Annotated in this window: 14 protein-coding genes and 1 tRNA gene; 8 read left to right on the top strand and 7 right to left on the bottom strand. The window is 64.8% G+C overall.

What is annotated here, in order from left to right; all coding sequences use genetic code 11:
• Window positions 1-2 precede the first annotated feature (2 nt).
• Together ACODR8_RS00970 and ACODR8_RS00965 are read right to left on the bottom strand one after the other, a co-directional pair.
• The gene (locus tag ACODR8_RS00970; protein WP_489005821.1) at window positions 3-557 is read right to left on the bottom strand and encodes a F0F1 ATP synthase subunit delta; all 555 of its coding nucleotides are present in this window, start codon (window positions 555-557) and stop codon (window positions 3-5) included.
• 183 nt (window positions 558-740) lie between these two features.
• The gene (locus ACODR8_RS00965) at window positions 741-2,288 is read right to left on the bottom strand and encodes a S1C family serine protease (protein ID WP_489005580.1); all 1,548 of its coding nucleotides are present in this window, start codon (window positions 2,286-2,288) and stop codon (window positions 741-743) included.
• A gap of 114 nt (window positions 2,289-2,402) precedes the next feature.
• Here ACODR8_RS00965 and ada point away from each other — a divergent pair, with 114 nt between their 5' ends.
• The 5 genes from ada to ACODR8_RS00940 all read left to right on the top strand — a co-directional run bounded on the left by ada (window position 2,403) and on the right by ACODR8_RS00940 (window position 7,503).
• Window positions 2,403-3,488 carry a bifunctional DNA-binding transcriptional regulator/O6-methylguanine-DNA methyltransferase Ada gene (gene ada / locus ACODR8_RS00960; protein WP_489005579.1) on the top strand — a complete coding sequence of 362 codons (1,086 nt, stop codon included), beginning with the start codon at window positions 2,403-2,405 and terminating at the stop codon, window positions 3,486-3,488.
• Between the two features lie 126 nt (window positions 3,489-3,614).
• On the top strand, window positions 3,615-4,148 hold the full coding sequence (yfiR, locus tag ACODR8_RS00955; RefSeq protein ID WP_489005578.1) for a regulatory sequestration protein YfiR: 534 nt from the start codon (window positions 3,615-3,617) through the stop codon (window positions 4,146-4,148).
• 4 nt (window positions 4,149-4,152) lie between these two features.
• Complete coding sequence (dgcN, locus tag ACODR8_RS00950) at window positions 4,153-5,376, top strand: diguanylate cyclase DgcN/YfiN (RefSeq protein ID WP_489005577.1); 1,224 nt, start codon at window positions 4,153-4,155, stop codon at window positions 5,374-5,376.
• Between the two features lie 12 nt (window positions 5,377-5,388).
• Window positions 5,389-5,883, top strand: coding sequence for an outer membrane lipoprotein YfiB (gene yfiB, locus ACODR8_RS00945; RefSeq protein WP_489005576.1), 495 nt, complete (start codon window positions 5,389-5,391; stop codon window positions 5,881-5,883).
• Window positions 5,884-5,976: 93 nt separating this feature from the next.
• Window positions 5,977-7,503, top strand: coding sequence for a hypothetical protein (locus ACODR8_RS00940; RefSeq protein WP_489005820.1), 1,527 nt, complete (start codon window positions 5,977-5,979; stop codon window positions 7,501-7,503).
• Here the strand turns inward: ACODR8_RS00940 and ACODR8_RS00935 are convergent.
• From ACODR8_RS00935 to ACODR8_RS00925, 3 genes are read right to left on the bottom strand one after another with little or no spacing between them, the layout of a single operon-like run.
• Entirely contained in the window at window positions 7,415-7,624 is a 210-nt protein-coding gene (locus ACODR8_RS00935; protein WP_489005819.1) for a DUF1289 domain-containing protein, read from the bottom strand. The genes ACODR8_RS00940 and ACODR8_RS00935 overlap by 89 nt on opposite strands.
• Entirely contained in the window at window positions 7,624-9,792 is a 2,169-nt protein-coding gene (locus tag ACODR8_RS00930) for a primosomal protein N' (protein WP_489005575.1), read from the bottom strand. Before ACODR8_RS00930 ends, ACODR8_RS00935 begins: the two co-directional genes overlap by 1 nt.
• Window positions 9,793-9,837: 45 nt before the next feature.
• On the bottom strand, window positions 9,838-10,452 hold the full coding sequence (locus tag ACODR8_RS00925; RefSeq protein WP_489005574.1) for a DUF2490 domain-containing protein: 615 nt from the start codon (window positions 10,450-10,452) through the stop codon (window positions 9,838-9,840).
• A 180-nt stretch (window positions 10,453-10,632) separates the two neighbouring features.
• On the opposite strand from ACODR8_RS00925, the gene fsa reads away from it, so the two are divergent.
• Window positions 10,633-11,286, top strand: a complete 654-nt coding sequence (gene fsa / locus ACODR8_RS00920) for a fructose-6-phosphate aldolase (protein WP_489005573.1) — start codon at window positions 10,633-10,635, stop codon at window positions 11,284-11,286.
• A gap of 60 nt (window positions 11,287-11,346) precedes the next feature.
• Here the strand turns inward: fsa and ACODR8_RS00915 are convergent.
• Window positions 11,347-11,423, bottom strand: a tRNA-Arg gene (locus tag ACODR8_RS00915).
• Between the two features lie 68 nt (window positions 11,424-11,491).
• On the opposite strand from ACODR8_RS00915, the gene ACODR8_RS00910 reads away from it, so the two are divergent.
• Complete coding sequence (locus ACODR8_RS00910) at window positions 11,492-12,211, top strand: queuosine precursor transporter (protein WP_489005572.1); 720 nt, start codon at window positions 11,492-11,494, stop codon at window positions 12,209-12,211.
• 64 nt (window positions 12,212-12,275) lie between these two features.
• Window positions 12,276-13,199: a GGDEF domain-containing protein gene (locus tag ACODR8_RS00905; protein WP_489005571.1), complete on the top strand. Its 924-nt coding sequence runs from the start codon at window positions 12,276-12,278 to the stop codon at window positions 13,197-13,199.
• Here the strand turns inward: ACODR8_RS00905 and truA are convergent.
• Window positions 13,196-13,939, bottom strand: coding sequence for a tRNA pseudouridine(38-40) synthase TruA (truA, locus tag ACODR8_RS00900; RefSeq protein ID WP_489005570.1), 744 nt, complete (start codon window positions 13,937-13,939; stop codon window positions 13,196-13,198). The genes ACODR8_RS00905 and truA overlap by 4 nt on opposite strands.
• Between the last annotated feature and the right edge of the window lie 49 nt (window positions 13,940-13,988).

The following is a 13,988-nucleotide window of genomic DNA, read 5'->3' as shown; positions in this document are numbered from 1 at the left end:
GTTCAGCCTTTCATCGCCATAGCGAGACTATTCAAACGGGTACGAATGGAGCTGTCGATCATCTGGCTGCCGATCTTGACGACCAGCCCGCCCAGGATCGCGGGGTCAACCTTGGCATCGACGGCGACGTCGCGGCCGACACGGGCGCGCAGACTTTTGCCCAGCGCCGTGATCTGCGTCTTGGTCAGCGGATGCGCGCTGGTGACTTCGGCGCGGGCCTCGCCCTTGTGATTCGACAGCAGGGTTTCATAGGCGCGGATGACGGCGGGAAGCTGGCCAAGCCGGCGGTTCCCGGCAAGCACGCCCAGAAATTTCGTGGTCAGGGGATCGATCCCCATAGAGGATGCGACTGCACCGATCGTCTTGCCAGACGCATCGCGGCTCAGCACGGGGCTGTTGATAAGCGCTTTGAAATCAGGCGATTGGGCAATCGCCGCCTTCAACGCGGCAAGGCTTTCCGCCACGGTGTCGAGCGATTGGCCGTCGCGTGCCAGATCGAACAGCGCAACCGCGTAGCGGCCGCTGAGGCTGGCCTGTATACCGCCGGTAGTCTCCACGCGCTTACCGTCCTCCATTTGATGTGCCGGTCATGCAAAGAGGGGGGGAGCAGTTACGCCCGTCCCCCTTGTTGTGGGGCCGGTTAGCAGCGCGATTATGACTATGCAAGTCATGCTGCGCGATTCCGTCAATAGTGCGAAATCACTGGCATTTGACTGAGTTTTTCTGTGAGCGCGAATCGACTATTGTGCGGGATCGGCCGGAGCAAGCCGACCTTTCTGGCAATGATAGACAATCCGCTCATTGGGCTGGGCCGGGACCAAGGCTGCCATTTGCGATTGCAGCGCGGCGATCCGGGCCAGAGCCTCCGGGTCGCTGCCACAGGCGGGAATCGGCTTGTCGCCCACCAAAGCCCGCGCCTTGGCCATCGTATCCCCATCGGGCAGCCAGCGATCGACGCGCAGCACGCCATTGACCGGATCGAACCGGCTGGAGGCCAGATAATGGCCGTCCGCCGGGATGGTGACGCGCTGCCATCCGGTGCCGCTGGCGACATATTGGGTGTCGCCATTGACGCACCCGCCTTCGGCCCAGTTAAAGCCGATATCATTGGGTTGCGACAGGGTCAGGCGGCTTCGCGCTATGTCGACCTTGCAGATATTGTCGCCTGCCCAGGCGAAGGCGGCATTGCTGACGACGCCCCCGTCCTGCGCCACGGCGACCTTCTCGTCGATGCTGGCGAAGCTGGGTTTGAAGAAGAACAGCCCCAGCGCGCCGAACAGTAGCAAACCGCCGGTCGCAAGCGCCCAGGTCGCATGTTTCTCACGCTTCTGGCTGTAGAACAGCCCGCCAGCGCCCAGGCCCAGCACGGCCAGCGCCAACAGCACGGCGGCCCCGGCCATGGCGTTTTCGCGGGCGGAAATGACCTCCCGCTCGGCAGTATCGCGGGCGCGATCCATCGCCTGTTGGCGCGCACTGTCGCTGGCGCGCAGCTTCTGCTCGCTCATCGCCGATTCGCGCTGGAGGATGGCGGCTTCGGCCGAATCGGCGTCGGCAAAGGAGCGGCACGGCACGACGGTATGGAGCGACGACACGCCTGCCTGCCGCAGGAAGGAGGCGATTTCGCGCCAGGATACGGCAAAGCCGAATTCCGCGTCGCTGCCGTCGGATACCGACCCGAAGCTGTTGACCCCCAGCACCCGGCCGCAATCATCGACCAGCGGCCCGCCGCTGTTTCCGGCAGCAAGCGGCGCAGTGTGCAGCAATGTGTCGAAGCTGCGGCTGGCGCGGCCCGCCGATATGTTGCCGTTGGTTTTGACCGTCGCCACCGGCTCGACCATCTGCTTGAGGCCCAGCCCCTGCGCCCGATCGACCGTGCCGGGATAGCCGATCGCGGTGACATGCTGGCCATCGGTCACGGCCCCGGCATAGAAAGTGCTGACCGGCAGGCTGCCCTGTTCCAGCTGGATGAGGGCGAGGTCGTTGCCCGGTGAAAAGGCGATGATCCGCCCGCCATAGGTCTTGGCCCCTTCGGACGGGATGACGCCGATGACGAGATTCTTCTCCTCGCGCGCCAGTTCCACGACATGGGCGTTGGTCAATATCTTGTCGGGCGCGACGGCCAGCCCGCTGCCATGGCCGACGAAATAGGCCTCGCTGCCATCGGTCGCGACCAGCACGACACGCACCACGCCGCGCGCGGCAGCGGCGATGTCCTGCTGCTCGGCATGGGAGGCGACCGGCGCGGCAAGGGCGAGCGCCAGGAGGATGAAGCGGAAAAGAGCGATCATATGGGGCGCATACATATGCGAAGGCGGGCGTTGCGCAATCGGGAAAAGTGCGTGGTTTTTTTGAGCGCAAGGCGCGGGAAGCATGGCCAGCGGTTTCGCTTTATCCCATAACCCATGAACCAGATGATCCGCCTGTCCGCCGCCTCGATCGCTCCGGCGCCCCTGATGCCCGATCCCGACCAGTGCTGGGCGGCGGTGTTGCGCCGTGACCGGGCGATGGACGGGCGGTTCGTGGGCTGCGTCGCCACCACTGGCATCTATTGCAAGCCCAGCTGCGCCGCGCGCCACCCGAAGCGTGAGAATATGAGCTTCCTGCCCGATCCCGCTGCGGCGCGCGCGGCAGGTTTCCGCGCCTGCCTGCGCTGCCGCCCGGACGAAATCGGGCGGGACCAGCGGGCGGTGGCGGCCGCGATCGCCCTGATCGAGGCTGCGGAGGACGCGCCCCGGCTCGACGCGATTGCCGCCCATGTCGGTTACGCCCCGCATCATTTCCATCGCCTGTTCAAGCGCGAGACCGGGCAGACCCCGGCCGCCTATGTACGGACGCTGCGGGCCGACCGGCTGAAGGCGGCGCTCGATGCGGGCGGCAGCGTGACGGCGGCGATTTATGAGGCAGGCTATGCCGCACCCAGCCGCGCCTATGCCGATGCGGCGTCCCATCTGGGAATGACGCCCAGCGCCTGGCAGGCGGGCGGACGTGGCGTCACCATCCGCTGGCGCAGGATCGACAGCAGCCTTGGCCCGATGCTTGTCGCCGCCACCGACAAGGGGCTGTGCCGCATCAGCTTTGACGAGGGCGAGGCGGCATTGCGCGCGCGCTTCCCCAATGCCGATCTGCAATCCGCCGACGCCGCGCTCGATCGGCTATCCGCTGCGGTGGTGGCGCTGGTCGATGATCCGGGCAGAGCGCCGGACCTGCCCGTGGATATCGGCGGCACCGCTTTCCAGCAGGCGGTCTGGTCCGCGCTGCGCGCCATTCCCGCCGGGCAGACCCGCAGCTATGGCCAGATCGCCGCGGCCATCGGTCGCCCCGGCGCAGTGCGGGCCGCGGGGAGTGCCTGCGGCGACAATGCGCTCGCGGTCCTCATCCCCTGTCACCGCGTCCTGCGCAGCGACGGCACTGCGGGCGGCTATGCCTGGGGCGTGGAAAGGAAGCAGGCGCTGCTGGCGCGGGAGCGTGATGTTTCGGCCACGGATTGATCGAATATCCGCCAATATCGGAACGATATCGTCACAAGTGGTTGACTTCGCCACAGATTGGACGATTTTTACGGCTGATTAACTAAGCGTCGGGCCGGATCATGGCCCGCTGGGTTGGGGCGGGGATTGCGACTTCTGCTGTTTTGGCTTCTGCTGCTGGCGCCGATCGCGGCGATGGCAGTGCCGGTGTTCCAGCCAGCCATGATGCCGCTGGGGTCGGGGCCGGACCGTATGGCAGCAGGCGCGGCGCGGATGACCGACGCGATACTGGAATTCACCCGCTGGCCTGTTGAAAAACCGCTGGTGCATCTGTGCGTCGTCGGCATGGCCGATCATGCCGGGCAACTGGACGAGATCAGCCTGTCCAACGGCGCGCGCGTGCAGGTGAGCCGCTTGCCTGATCCGGGCGCAGCGACGCAGTGTGATGCGCTGTATATCGGTCGGATGGCGGCGCTCGACAATCGGCGGCTGTTGACGGCGGCGCGGGGCGCGGCGGTGGTGACGATTGCGGAGGCCGATGCCGATTGCCGCAGCGGGGCGATGTTCTGCCTGCTCTTCACGCCGCAAGCGCTCAATTTCCAGCTCAATATCGATGCCGTGTCGCGATCGTCCGTGCGGATAGATCCCCGCGTCCTGCGCCTGTCGAAGGGGGGCTATTGAGGCCATGACCCATCCCGCTGCCCCACTCATGCCAACCCTGCGCCAGATATTGGCGCGGGTTCACACACGTCTCATCCTGTTTGCCGTGCTGATGGCGGGCGTGACCCTGATCGCAGCGGGCGTCCTGATCATGCGCGATTATGCCGAACGCAATCTGGCGCTGGTGGCCCGCACTGCCAGCTACACGATTGAGCCAGCCCTTTTGTTCGATGACATGGCGGCGGCACAGGATGGCATCGCGATGGTTGCCAATGGCCAGGGCGTGCGCCTGGTCGAGGTGCGCGACAATCAGGGGCGGTTGATGACGCGCTGGATCAGGCCCGACGCGGGGGTAATGGCGCGCCTGGAGGCGACGGCCGGAAAATTGCTCTGGCCATCGCCCGTGACGGAGCCAGTCCGCCACGGCCGGGACATCATCGCCCGGCTGACCGTGCATGGCGATGCCGGTGCGATCGGTCGCTATTTGCTGTCGGGCGTCGTTATCGCGCTGGCCTGTCTGGGCCTGACCGTCATCGCCACGCATATATTGGCGCGTAGGCTGCAAAAGGATGTGACCGGGCCGCTGGCGCAGATCGCCGATGTTGCCCACATCGTGCGCGTGGACAGGCGCTTTGACATGCGCGTGCCGGGCGCTGACATTGCCGAAGTCGATCAACTGGCGCGTGATTTCAATGCATTGCTGGACGAATTGCAGCAATGGCACGCAGGCCTTCTGTCCGAAAACCGCCAGCTGGAGCATCAGGCGACGCGCGACCCGCTCACCGGCCTTGGCAATCGCGCCATGTTCGAGCGGCAGTTGGCGGCATCGGTCGAAGCGGCGGAACAGACTGGTCAAGGCTTTGCGATCATCTATGCCGACGTAAACCGCTTCAAACAGGTCAATGACGGCCATGGCCATGATGCGGGCGATGTGATGCTGATCGTCATCGCCGCACGCCTGCGCGTCGCCCTGCGCACCGGCGATCTGGCCTTCCGGCTGGGCGGGGACGAATTTGCGCTGATCCTGGCATCGGACACGACCCGCGGGGTGGTGGAGGCGCTTGCCGCGCGGATCGACGCCAGCATGGAACAGCCGATCATGCTGCCCAGTGGCCAGAGCATCCAGTCGTCGCTCAGCCTTGGTTGGGCGCTATATCCACAGGACAGCGCCGACCCGCGCGACCTGCTGCGTCATGCCGACGCGGCCATGTACGCGGCCAAGGAACGCCGCCACGCAACCACCGATTGACGGATATTCGTAATGCGCTATTTCTCCACCCTGCTGATCGCAACTCTGGCCCTGACCGGGTGTCAGACCGTTCCTGATCGCAGTGGCTTTACCCCGCGCCAGCAGGCGACGCTCCGGCAAAACGGGTTTGAACCGGTCGGCGATGGCTGGCAGTTCGGCATGGCCGACCGGCTGCTGTTCGCTACCGACGAAAGCGTGCTGATCCCGGCCCAGCATGTCGTGATCGGGCGCATGGCCCAGGCGCTGGTGGCCGTCGACATTCGCGGCGCACGGGTGGAAGGTCATACCGATTCAACCGGATCTGCAAGCTATAATGATGCGCTGTCGCTGAAACGGGCGCTGGCCGTCGCCGATGCGCTGCTCAGCGGGGGCATGGCGCAGGGTGCGCTCCGGGTGGAGGGGATGGGCGCGCGCATACCGGTGGACAGCAATCGCTCTGCCGATGGCCGCCGCGAAAATCGCCGCGTGGTCGTGATCGTGTCACCGACCGATGCGATCCGTCCCTGATCGACCCTATCGGAACAGATCGCGATGAAATTTTCCTTTCCACTCATGCCCTTCTCCGCCACTCTTCAGCCGGGGATATTGCAAGGGAGCGGGATGATGCGGGCAGCGGCAAAGGTCATGATGGCCATGATGCTGGCCTGGACGGCGCTGCCCGGCACGGCGCAGGCGGCGTGGTGGCAGGCGAAAAGCCGTCACTTTACCGTTTACAGCGAGGGTAATGACGAAAAGCTGCGCGGCTTTGCCGAACGGCTGGAGAAGTTCGATTTCCTGTTGCGGCGGCTATACAATGTGACCGATCCTGAACAGGGCAGCCCGGTGCTGGTCTATCTCCTGTCCAACGACCGGAAAGTGCAGAAGCTCGCGGGCAATCCCAATGTTGGTGGCTTTTACACCACGTCGGACCGCACCGCCTTTGCCGTGCTGGCGCGCGGTGACAAGACCGGAAAATTTGATTTCGGCGCGGAGGAAATCCTCTTCCACGAATATACCCACCATTTCATGCTGCACCATTTCCCGGCGGCCTATCCCGCCTGGTATGTCGAGGGATTTGCCGAGTTTTTCTCGGTCGTAAAATTCCCGAAAAGCGGGGCGATCGAGTTCGGCCATGTACCAATGGCGCGGTTGCCTGGACTGGTGCTGGGTCAGCCCTATCCGGTCAAGCATCTGTTCGCCCGCGACACGGGCGATCTTAGTCGGCGTGACGGTGACCGTTATTATGGCACCGCCTGGCTGCTCACCCACTTTTATCAATATAACAAGACGGAACGCCGCAAGGAAATCGCCAGCTATTTGGAGGATCTGGTGACAGGCGTTCCAGACAGAACCCCCGACAGCTATTTTGCGGGCGGGCTTGATGGTCTGGAAAAGGACCTCAAAGCCTATATGCGCCACCGCTTGTCGGCGTCATCGCTCAAATCCAATGAGATGAAGATTGGCGAGATCGTCGTCAGCCCGGTGGATGCCGCGCAAGGCGCGCTGGTCGAGGATGAGCTGCGCCTCATCCACCACCCGAAGGCCGATGAACTCCCCGCCATCGTCACGGCCATCCGTGCGACGGCCACCAAATTCCCCGATTCTGCCTATGCCGCGGCGCTGCTTGCGGAAGCGGAATGGGCTGCCGAGGACAAGGACGCAGCGCTGGCCGATGCCGACCGGGCGATCGCGCTCGACGCTCAATCATCGCGCGCCTATGCGGTCCGTGCGCAAGTCCTGCTGGAGCGCGCGCATGACAGCGACAAGGCGGATGATTGGAAGGCGGCGCTGACCGCCATCGTCCGCGCCAACCGGGCGGACACCCAGGACCCCGTGCCGCTCGTCCTGTTCTACCGCTATCATGCGATGCGCGGGGGCAAGATGCCCGACCTTGGCTATGATGGCCTGTACAAGGCTTTCACTCTGTTGCCGCAAAGTTCGGACTATCGCTTCAATTTCGTCCACGCAATGGCGGCGCGGGGCGATTATGCCACCGCCTCGCTGCTGCTCGATCCGATCGCCTATTCGCCCCACGCATCGGACATGCGTGAAGCGGCGATCAGGTTGAAGGCGGAGCTGGACGCCCAGGCAGCGGAAAAGTCGGCGGAGAAGGCGAAGAAACCGGGAAATCCCGCACCCGCGCCATGACGGCGGCACGGCCTTCGTCGCCCATGCTGCGCCAATGAACGATCTCGTCGATCGTGCGCCCGCACCCTGTGCAGACACGCGCCGCGTCCAGCGCACAGAGGTTGCGGCAGGGCGTGTCCATCACATGAAACTATAAGGATCGACATCCACCGCCACGCGGGTGCTGGATTTCCAAACGATATTGCCCAGCCATTCGCGGATCGCCGCCTGTATGTCGACCTGCCGCGTCGCGTGGATCAGCAGCCGGTGTCGATGCCGCCCGCGCAGGACGGAGAGCGGCGCGGGTGCGGGGCCATAGACCCGCATCCCCTCTATCAGCGGAGCCGACTTGCCGATCAGCCGCGCGACCTGCGCCGCCTCATCGGCGTCCTCGCTCGAAATGATGATCGCGGCGAAGCGGCCGAAGGGCGGGGCGTTGGCGCGGCGTCTATTCTCCGTCTCAACCGCATAGAATCGCTCGGTATCGCCCTCGATCAGCGTCTTGATCACTTCGCCTTCGGGCATCCGCGTCTGGATGAACACACGTCCCGGCTTCTGCCCGCGCCCCGCCCGCCCGGCGACCTGCATGATCTGCTGGAAGGTGCGCTCCGACGCGCGCAGATCGCCGCCCTCCAGCCCCAGATCGGCGTCGATCACACCCACCAATGTCAGATTGGGGAAATGATAGCCCTTGGTGACGAGTTGCGTGCCGACGATGATATCGACATCGCCCGCCTCCACGGATTTCACGAAATCGGCGACCTTGGCGGGCGAAAACAGCGTGTCGGACGTGACGATGGCGGTGCGCGCCTGTGGCCATAGCGCCTTCACCTCATCGGCGATCCGTTCCACCCCCGGCCCGCAGGCGACCAGACTATCCTCCTCCTTGCACTCCGGGCAGAAGCGCGGCGCGGGGACGACATGGCCGCAATGATGGCAGGCCAGCCTGTGGGTCAGCCGATGCTCGACCATCCAGGCGGTGCAATTGGGGCATTGGAAGCGATAGCCGCAATGGCGGCACAGCGTCAGCGGCGCATAGCCGCGCCGGTTGAGGAAGAGCAGGCTCTGTTCGCCCCTGGCCATCACCTCGTCGATCGCCTTGACCAGAGGCGGCGCGATCCAGCGGCCGCGTTCGGGCGGATCGGTCAGCAGGTTGATCCCTTCGATCTGCGGCATCTCCGCCCCGCCATAGCGCGACGGCAGCTTGATCTCGCGATAGCGGCCCAGCTCTACCTGATGCCGCGTTTCGATCGCTGGGGTGGCCGACGCGAGGATGACCGGGAATTTTTCGATCAGGCCGCGCATCACCGCCACGTCGCGGGCGTGATAATGGACGCCATCCTCCTGCTTGAAACTGGCCTCATGCGCCTCATCGACGACGATCAGGCCGAGCTTCGGATAGGGCAAGAAAAGCGCCGACCGCGCGCCGACCACCACCTGCGCCTGTCCGCTGGCAATCGCCCGCCAAGCCCGCCGCCGCTCGGTCTGGCGCAGGCCGCTATGCCAGTTGACCGGGATCGTGCCGAAGCGCGCCTCGAACCGCTCCAGAAACGGCTCGGTCAATGCGATTTCGGGCAGCAGCACCAGAACCTGCCGGTCGCCGCGGATGGCGGCGGCAATCGCCTCGAAATAGACCTCGGTCTTGCCCGATCCGGTCACGCCATCGAGCAGGAAGGGCGCAAAATCATGCGCGCGCACGGCGTCCGCCATCGTCGTTGCCGCGTCCGCCTGCGCTGCCGACAATGCGGGCGGGGCATGGTCCGGGTCGGGCGCGGGGAAGGGGGTGTCGACGCTGACTTCGATGGCGTCGAATATATCCTGCTTGATGAGGCCGCGAATCACCGCATCGCGGACCCCGCCGATCAGCGCCAGTTCGCGGATCAGCCCCTGCCGCTCGCCGATCCGCTCCAGCGCCTGCGCACGCTGGTCGGTCATGCGATCGGGCTGGCGGCCATTGGCCTTATATTCGATGACGGTGCGCGTCCCCTCCAGCGCCGCCATCGACGCCAGCGCCATCCGCAGCACGGCGGCAGGGGGCGACAGATAATAGTCCGCCGTCCATTCGATCAGCCGCCGCAGCGTTTCGGGCAAGGGCGGGGCGTCCACCACTTCGATCAGGTTGCGCAGCCGATTGTCGCCGACGCTCTCGACATCGGGGAAACTATCCTCTTCCCACACCACCCCGACCAGCTGGCGGGGCCCAAGCGGCGCGACGACGATGCTGCCGGGCTTAACGCTCATCCCGTGCGGCACGCGATAGTCGAGCGGCCCCAGGGCAGCGTTGAGCAGGAGGACACGGGCGCGGGACATGCCCCGTCCTTAGCGCTTAGCGTCCGGCAGGCAAATGCCGCCTGCCTACATTCGCACGCTCAGCGTCAGCCATGGGATATGCGCGACGACGTCGGGCCGACCGTCGCGGAAATTCTGCTGCCGCATATAGAGCAATTGCGCGTCCACATGATCGCTGATCGGGTGGCGCAGGCCGATCTGGTGCCGCATTGTCGCAAGCCCGGTCTTGTCGCTGGGCCGTGCGCGGTTGAGGTGAAAGAATATTTCGGTCGCGGCGATCGCCGTCCATTTTTTCGCCCGGTCCAGCGGCACACTGGCCTGCACACGCTGGCGCAGCCGCCAGCTGGCAGTGTCGGCATTGTCGAAGAAGCGCTGTTCCATCCGGGTGCGGGCCAGCCATATGCCCTTGCCGAGCGTCACCTGCTGGAACAGCCGCAATTCCTGATCGACCTGGCTTTTCAGATAGGCGAAGCCGCCGCCCACCTGCACCAGCGGGGTCAGGCGATGGTCGATCGCGATCCGCGCCACAAACTGCTCGCCGCCGCTGCCTGCGTCGGAACGCGCCCGCTGGCTGGAATCGATCGTCACCAGATCGGCCTTGCTGGCCCGGATCGTCGCCGTTTCCGTGATCCACATTTGCGATTCCTGGGTTGCGGCGATGGCGGGCGATGCGATCGCCATGGCCGGCAGGACGCCTGCGAGCAGGCAGAAGTGCAATAAGCGGAGCATGTCTGGTCCTTTGGAAAGGTGCCCGCGCTGTAACCGTCCTGATCCGGCGATACAATCACCCGATCCGACATGGCCAATCCCCCCGCCAGCCGCTAAAGGAACCGGATTCGCCTATCCCCGGAGCCGCATCCCATGAAATTCTTTGTCGATACCGCCGACACCGCCGAAATCCGCGACCTCGCCGCCACCGGCCTGCTCGACGGCGTCACCACCAACCCGTCGCTGATCCACAAGTCGGGCCGCAAGTTCCTGGAAGTGGTCGAGGAAATTTGCGGGCTGGTCGATGGTCCCGTCTCCGCCGAAGTCGTCGCGCTTGATCATGAGACGATGATGAAGGAAGCCGCCGTCCTGCGGAAGATCGCCCCCAATGTCTGCATCAAGGTGCCGTTGACGATCGACGGGCTCAAGACCTGCAAGGCGCTGACCGATGATGGCTGCCAAGTGAATGTCACCCTGTGCTTTTCCGCCAATCAGGCGCTGCTCGCGGCAAAGGCGGGCGCAAGCTTCATCTCGCCCTTCGTCGGCCGTCATGACGATAATGGCTTTGATGGCATGGCCCTGATCCAGGACATCCGCCTGATCTACGACAATTATGGTTTCGACACCGAAATTCTGGTCGCGTCGGTCCGCCACCCCATCCATGTGCTGGAAAGCGCCCGCATCGGCGCCGACGTCATGACCGCGCCGCCCGCCGTCATCAAGGCGCTGTTCAACCATGTCCTGACCGACAAGGGTATTGCAGGCTTCCTGGCCGACTGGGAAAAGACCGGCCAGACCATCCTCTGATCCATGATCGCCGGGTGCGTGGAGCGACGTACCCGGCCCTCGACCTTCATCAATGATGGATGGTGACCCCGGCGTGACTCGAACACGCAACATCCCGCTTAGAAGGCGGGTGCTCTATCCAGTTGAGCTACGGGGCCTTGGGCTGGCTCGATAGCGGCGGCGGGGGCGGCTTGCAATCGCTGGTCTGTGCGATATGCACGTTGCCATGATCGACGGGGCGGTTCAAAAAATCGATGCAGGCGCGCTGGGTGGCCGCCCGCTGCGCTATTTCGACTTTGTCATGGCGGCCTTCGTCGTCATCCTGCTGCTCTCCAACCTGATCGGCGCGGCCAAGCTGTCGACGCTGGGCGGCGTCACTTTTGGCGCTGGCATCCTCTTCTTCCCGCTGGGCTATGTCATCGGTGACGTGCTGACCGAAGTCTATGGCTATGCCCGCGCGCGGCGCTGCGTCTGGGCGGGCTTTGTCGCGATGCTGTTCATGGCGTTGATGAGCTGGGTCGTGGTCGCGCTGCCGCCTGCGGCGGGCTGGCCGGGGCAGGCCTCTTATGAAGCGGTGTTCGGCAGCACCTGGCGCATCGTATTTGCCTCGCTCGTCGCCTTCTGGGCCGGGGAATTTGCCAACAGCTTCGTCCTGGCGCGTATGAAAGTGCTGACGCAGGGCAAGCATCTGTGGATGCGCACGATCGGGTCGACCGTCGTGGGGCAGGGGGTCGACAGCCTGCTTTTCTACCCGCTCGCTTTCTATGGGCAGTGGAGCAATGCGCAGGTGCTGACCGTCATGGTCACCAACTGGGGGATGAAGGTTGGCTGGGAAGCGCTGCTGACGCCGGTCACCTATGGCGTGGTCAACATGCTCAAACGGCGTGAGGGGCTGGACGTCTATGACCAGGGTACTGATTTCACGCCCTTCCGCGCCCGGCTCTGACTTTTTGTACATTTGTGTGATGGGGTAAAGCCCCTGTTTACCCCCGCTGCCGCATGAAGGCGGGATGAGCAGGCAGTCGCACCGGCAGTTCCACGAATCGAACCTGAAGAAGGCCGGGCAGGATGCGCCCGTCGAAGCGACTGCGTTGCGCCGGTTCGAGGCGACCTTTCTTCACGCGCCGGTCGGCATCGCCCATGTCGGGCTGGACGGTGGCTTCCTGCTGGTCAATCCGCGCTTTTGCGAGATTAGCGGCCATGATGCCGACACGCTGATGCGCACCGGCTTTCAGCAGATCACCCATCCCGACGATCTGGATACCGATCAGCTGTTGCTCGCGCGCCTGAATGCCGGGGACTTTCCGCGCTATACGCTGGAAAAACGCTATATCCGCGCTGACCGGACGATCATCTGGATCAACCTGACCGTCGCGATGGTGCGCGATGCGGCGGGCCAGCCCGAATTTTACGTCGCGGTGATCGAGGATCTGTCCGAACTGCGTCAGGCGAGTTTCGAGGCGGTGCATGATCCGCTGACCGGGCTGCTCAACCGGCGCGGCCTGGCCGTGCGCGCCAATGCCATATTGGCCGACGCCGCGCGCCTCGGTACGCCGGTCAGCCTGTTGTTCCTTGATCTCGACGGCTTCAAGCAACTCAACGACAGCCGGGGCCATGCGGCGGGCGACGCCTGTCTGGTCGGGGTGGCAGCGCTGCTATCGCGTCATGCCGGAACCAACGACGCGGTTGCGCGCGTGGGGGGCGATGAATTTCTGATGCTGATCCCCACGCTGGACGCAGGTTCCGCCGCAGAACGGGGCGAAACGATCCGCCTCGCACTGGGCGCGCAGGACATTGGCGTCAGCGGATCGTTCGGGCTGGCCACGGTCAGCGGCACGACCGATCTCGACCGGCTGATCGACAGCGCCGATGGCGCGATGCTGGCCGCCAAGCGCGCGGGCAAGAACCAGTTGCGGGTCGCGACCCTCCACTAAGCCGGGTAATCGGCCCGCACGAAATAGAGGCCATCGGGCGGCGCATTCAGCCCCAGCGCGGCGCGATCCGCCGCCACCAGTGCCGCGCGCAGATCATCCGCCGACCATCGCCCCATCCCCACATAGACCAGACAGCCCACCATCGATCGCACCTGATGATGCAGGAAGGATCGTGCGGCGGCGTGGATCGCGATGCGGTCCCCCTCCCGCTCCACCGCCAGCCGGTCGAGCGTCTTGACCGGACTGGCCGACTGGCAATGGGCCGACCGGAAGGTGGTGAAATCATGCAGCCCTACCAGCGCCTGCGCCGCGTCATGCATTGCGTCTGCATCAAGCGGCTGTTTCACCTGCCAGGCCAGCCCGCCCTCGAAGGTCAGCGCCGCGCGGCGGTTGACGATGCGATAGACATAGGATCGACCGATGCAGGAAAAACGCGCATGCCAGTCGTCCGCCACCTCTTCACACGCCAATATCGCCACCGGCTGCCGTCCCAGCCGCGCGTTGATCGCCTCCATCAGGCGGAACGGCGTGATCGCCTTGGCCACATCGGCATGGGCGCGCATCGCCAGCCCATGCACGCCCGCATCGGTGCGCCCGGCGGCATGGACCGCGACCCGCTCGCCGGTAACGGCATGGATCGCATCCTCGATTGCCTGCTGCACGCTCGGCCCATGCGCCTGTCGCTGCCATCCCATATAGGGCCGTCCGTCAAATTCGACGGTGAAGGCAAAACGGGTCATCGCTTAAGGCCGTTCGTTTCGAGCATAGTCGAGACACCCGACGCGCGCC

It is taken from the genome of Sphingobium sp. FG58, from assembly GCF_057809055.1.
Note: the sequence above shows the minus strand (reverse complement) of the source record. Positions and strands in the feature narration are given on the sequence as shown.

Coding starts and splice junctions, on each gene's coding strand:
- ACODR8_RS00965 (WP_489005580.1), bottom strand. CDS start 2,288: ATGATCGCTCTTTTCCGCTTCATCCTCCTGGCGCTCGCCCTTGCCGCG.
- ada (WP_489005579.1), top strand. CDS start 2,403: ATGAACCAGATGATCCGCCTGTCCGCCGCCTCGATCGCTCCGGCGCCC.
- dgcN (WP_489005577.1), top strand. CDS start 4,153: ATGACCCATCCCGCTGCCCCACTCATGCCAACCCTGCGCCAGATATTG.
- yfiB (WP_489005576.1), top strand. CDS start 5,389: ATGCGCTATTTCTCCACCCTGCTGATCGCAACTCTGGCCCTGACCGGG.
- ACODR8_RS00940 (WP_489005820.1), top strand. CDS start 5,977: ATGATGCGGGCAGCGGCAAAGGTCATGATGGCCATGATGCTGGCCTGG.
- ACODR8_RS00935 (WP_489005819.1), bottom strand. CDS start 7,624: ATGGACACGCCCTGCCGCAACCTCTGTGCGCTGGACGCGGCGCGTGTC.
- ACODR8_RS00930 (WP_489005575.1), bottom strand. CDS start 9,792: ATGTCCCGCGCCCGTGTCCTCCTGCTCAACGCTGCCCTGGGGCCGCTC.
- ACODR8_RS00925 (WP_489005574.1), bottom strand. CDS start 10,452: ATGGCGATCGCATCGCCCGCCATCGCCGCAACCCAGGAATCGCAAATG.
- fsa (WP_489005573.1), top strand. CDS start 10,633: ATGAAATTCTTTGTCGATACCGCCGACACCGCCGAAATCCGCGACCTC.
- ACODR8_RS00910 (WP_489005572.1), top strand. CDS start 11,492: ATGATCGACGGGGCGGTTCAAAAAATCGATGCAGGCGCGCTGGGTGGC.
- ACODR8_RS00905 (WP_489005571.1), top strand. CDS start 12,276: ATGAGCAGGCAGTCGCACCGGCAGTTCCACGAATCGAACCTGAAGAAG.
- truA (WP_489005570.1), bottom strand. CDS start 13,939: ATGACCCGTTTTGCCTTCACCGTCGAATTTGACGGACGGCCCTATATG.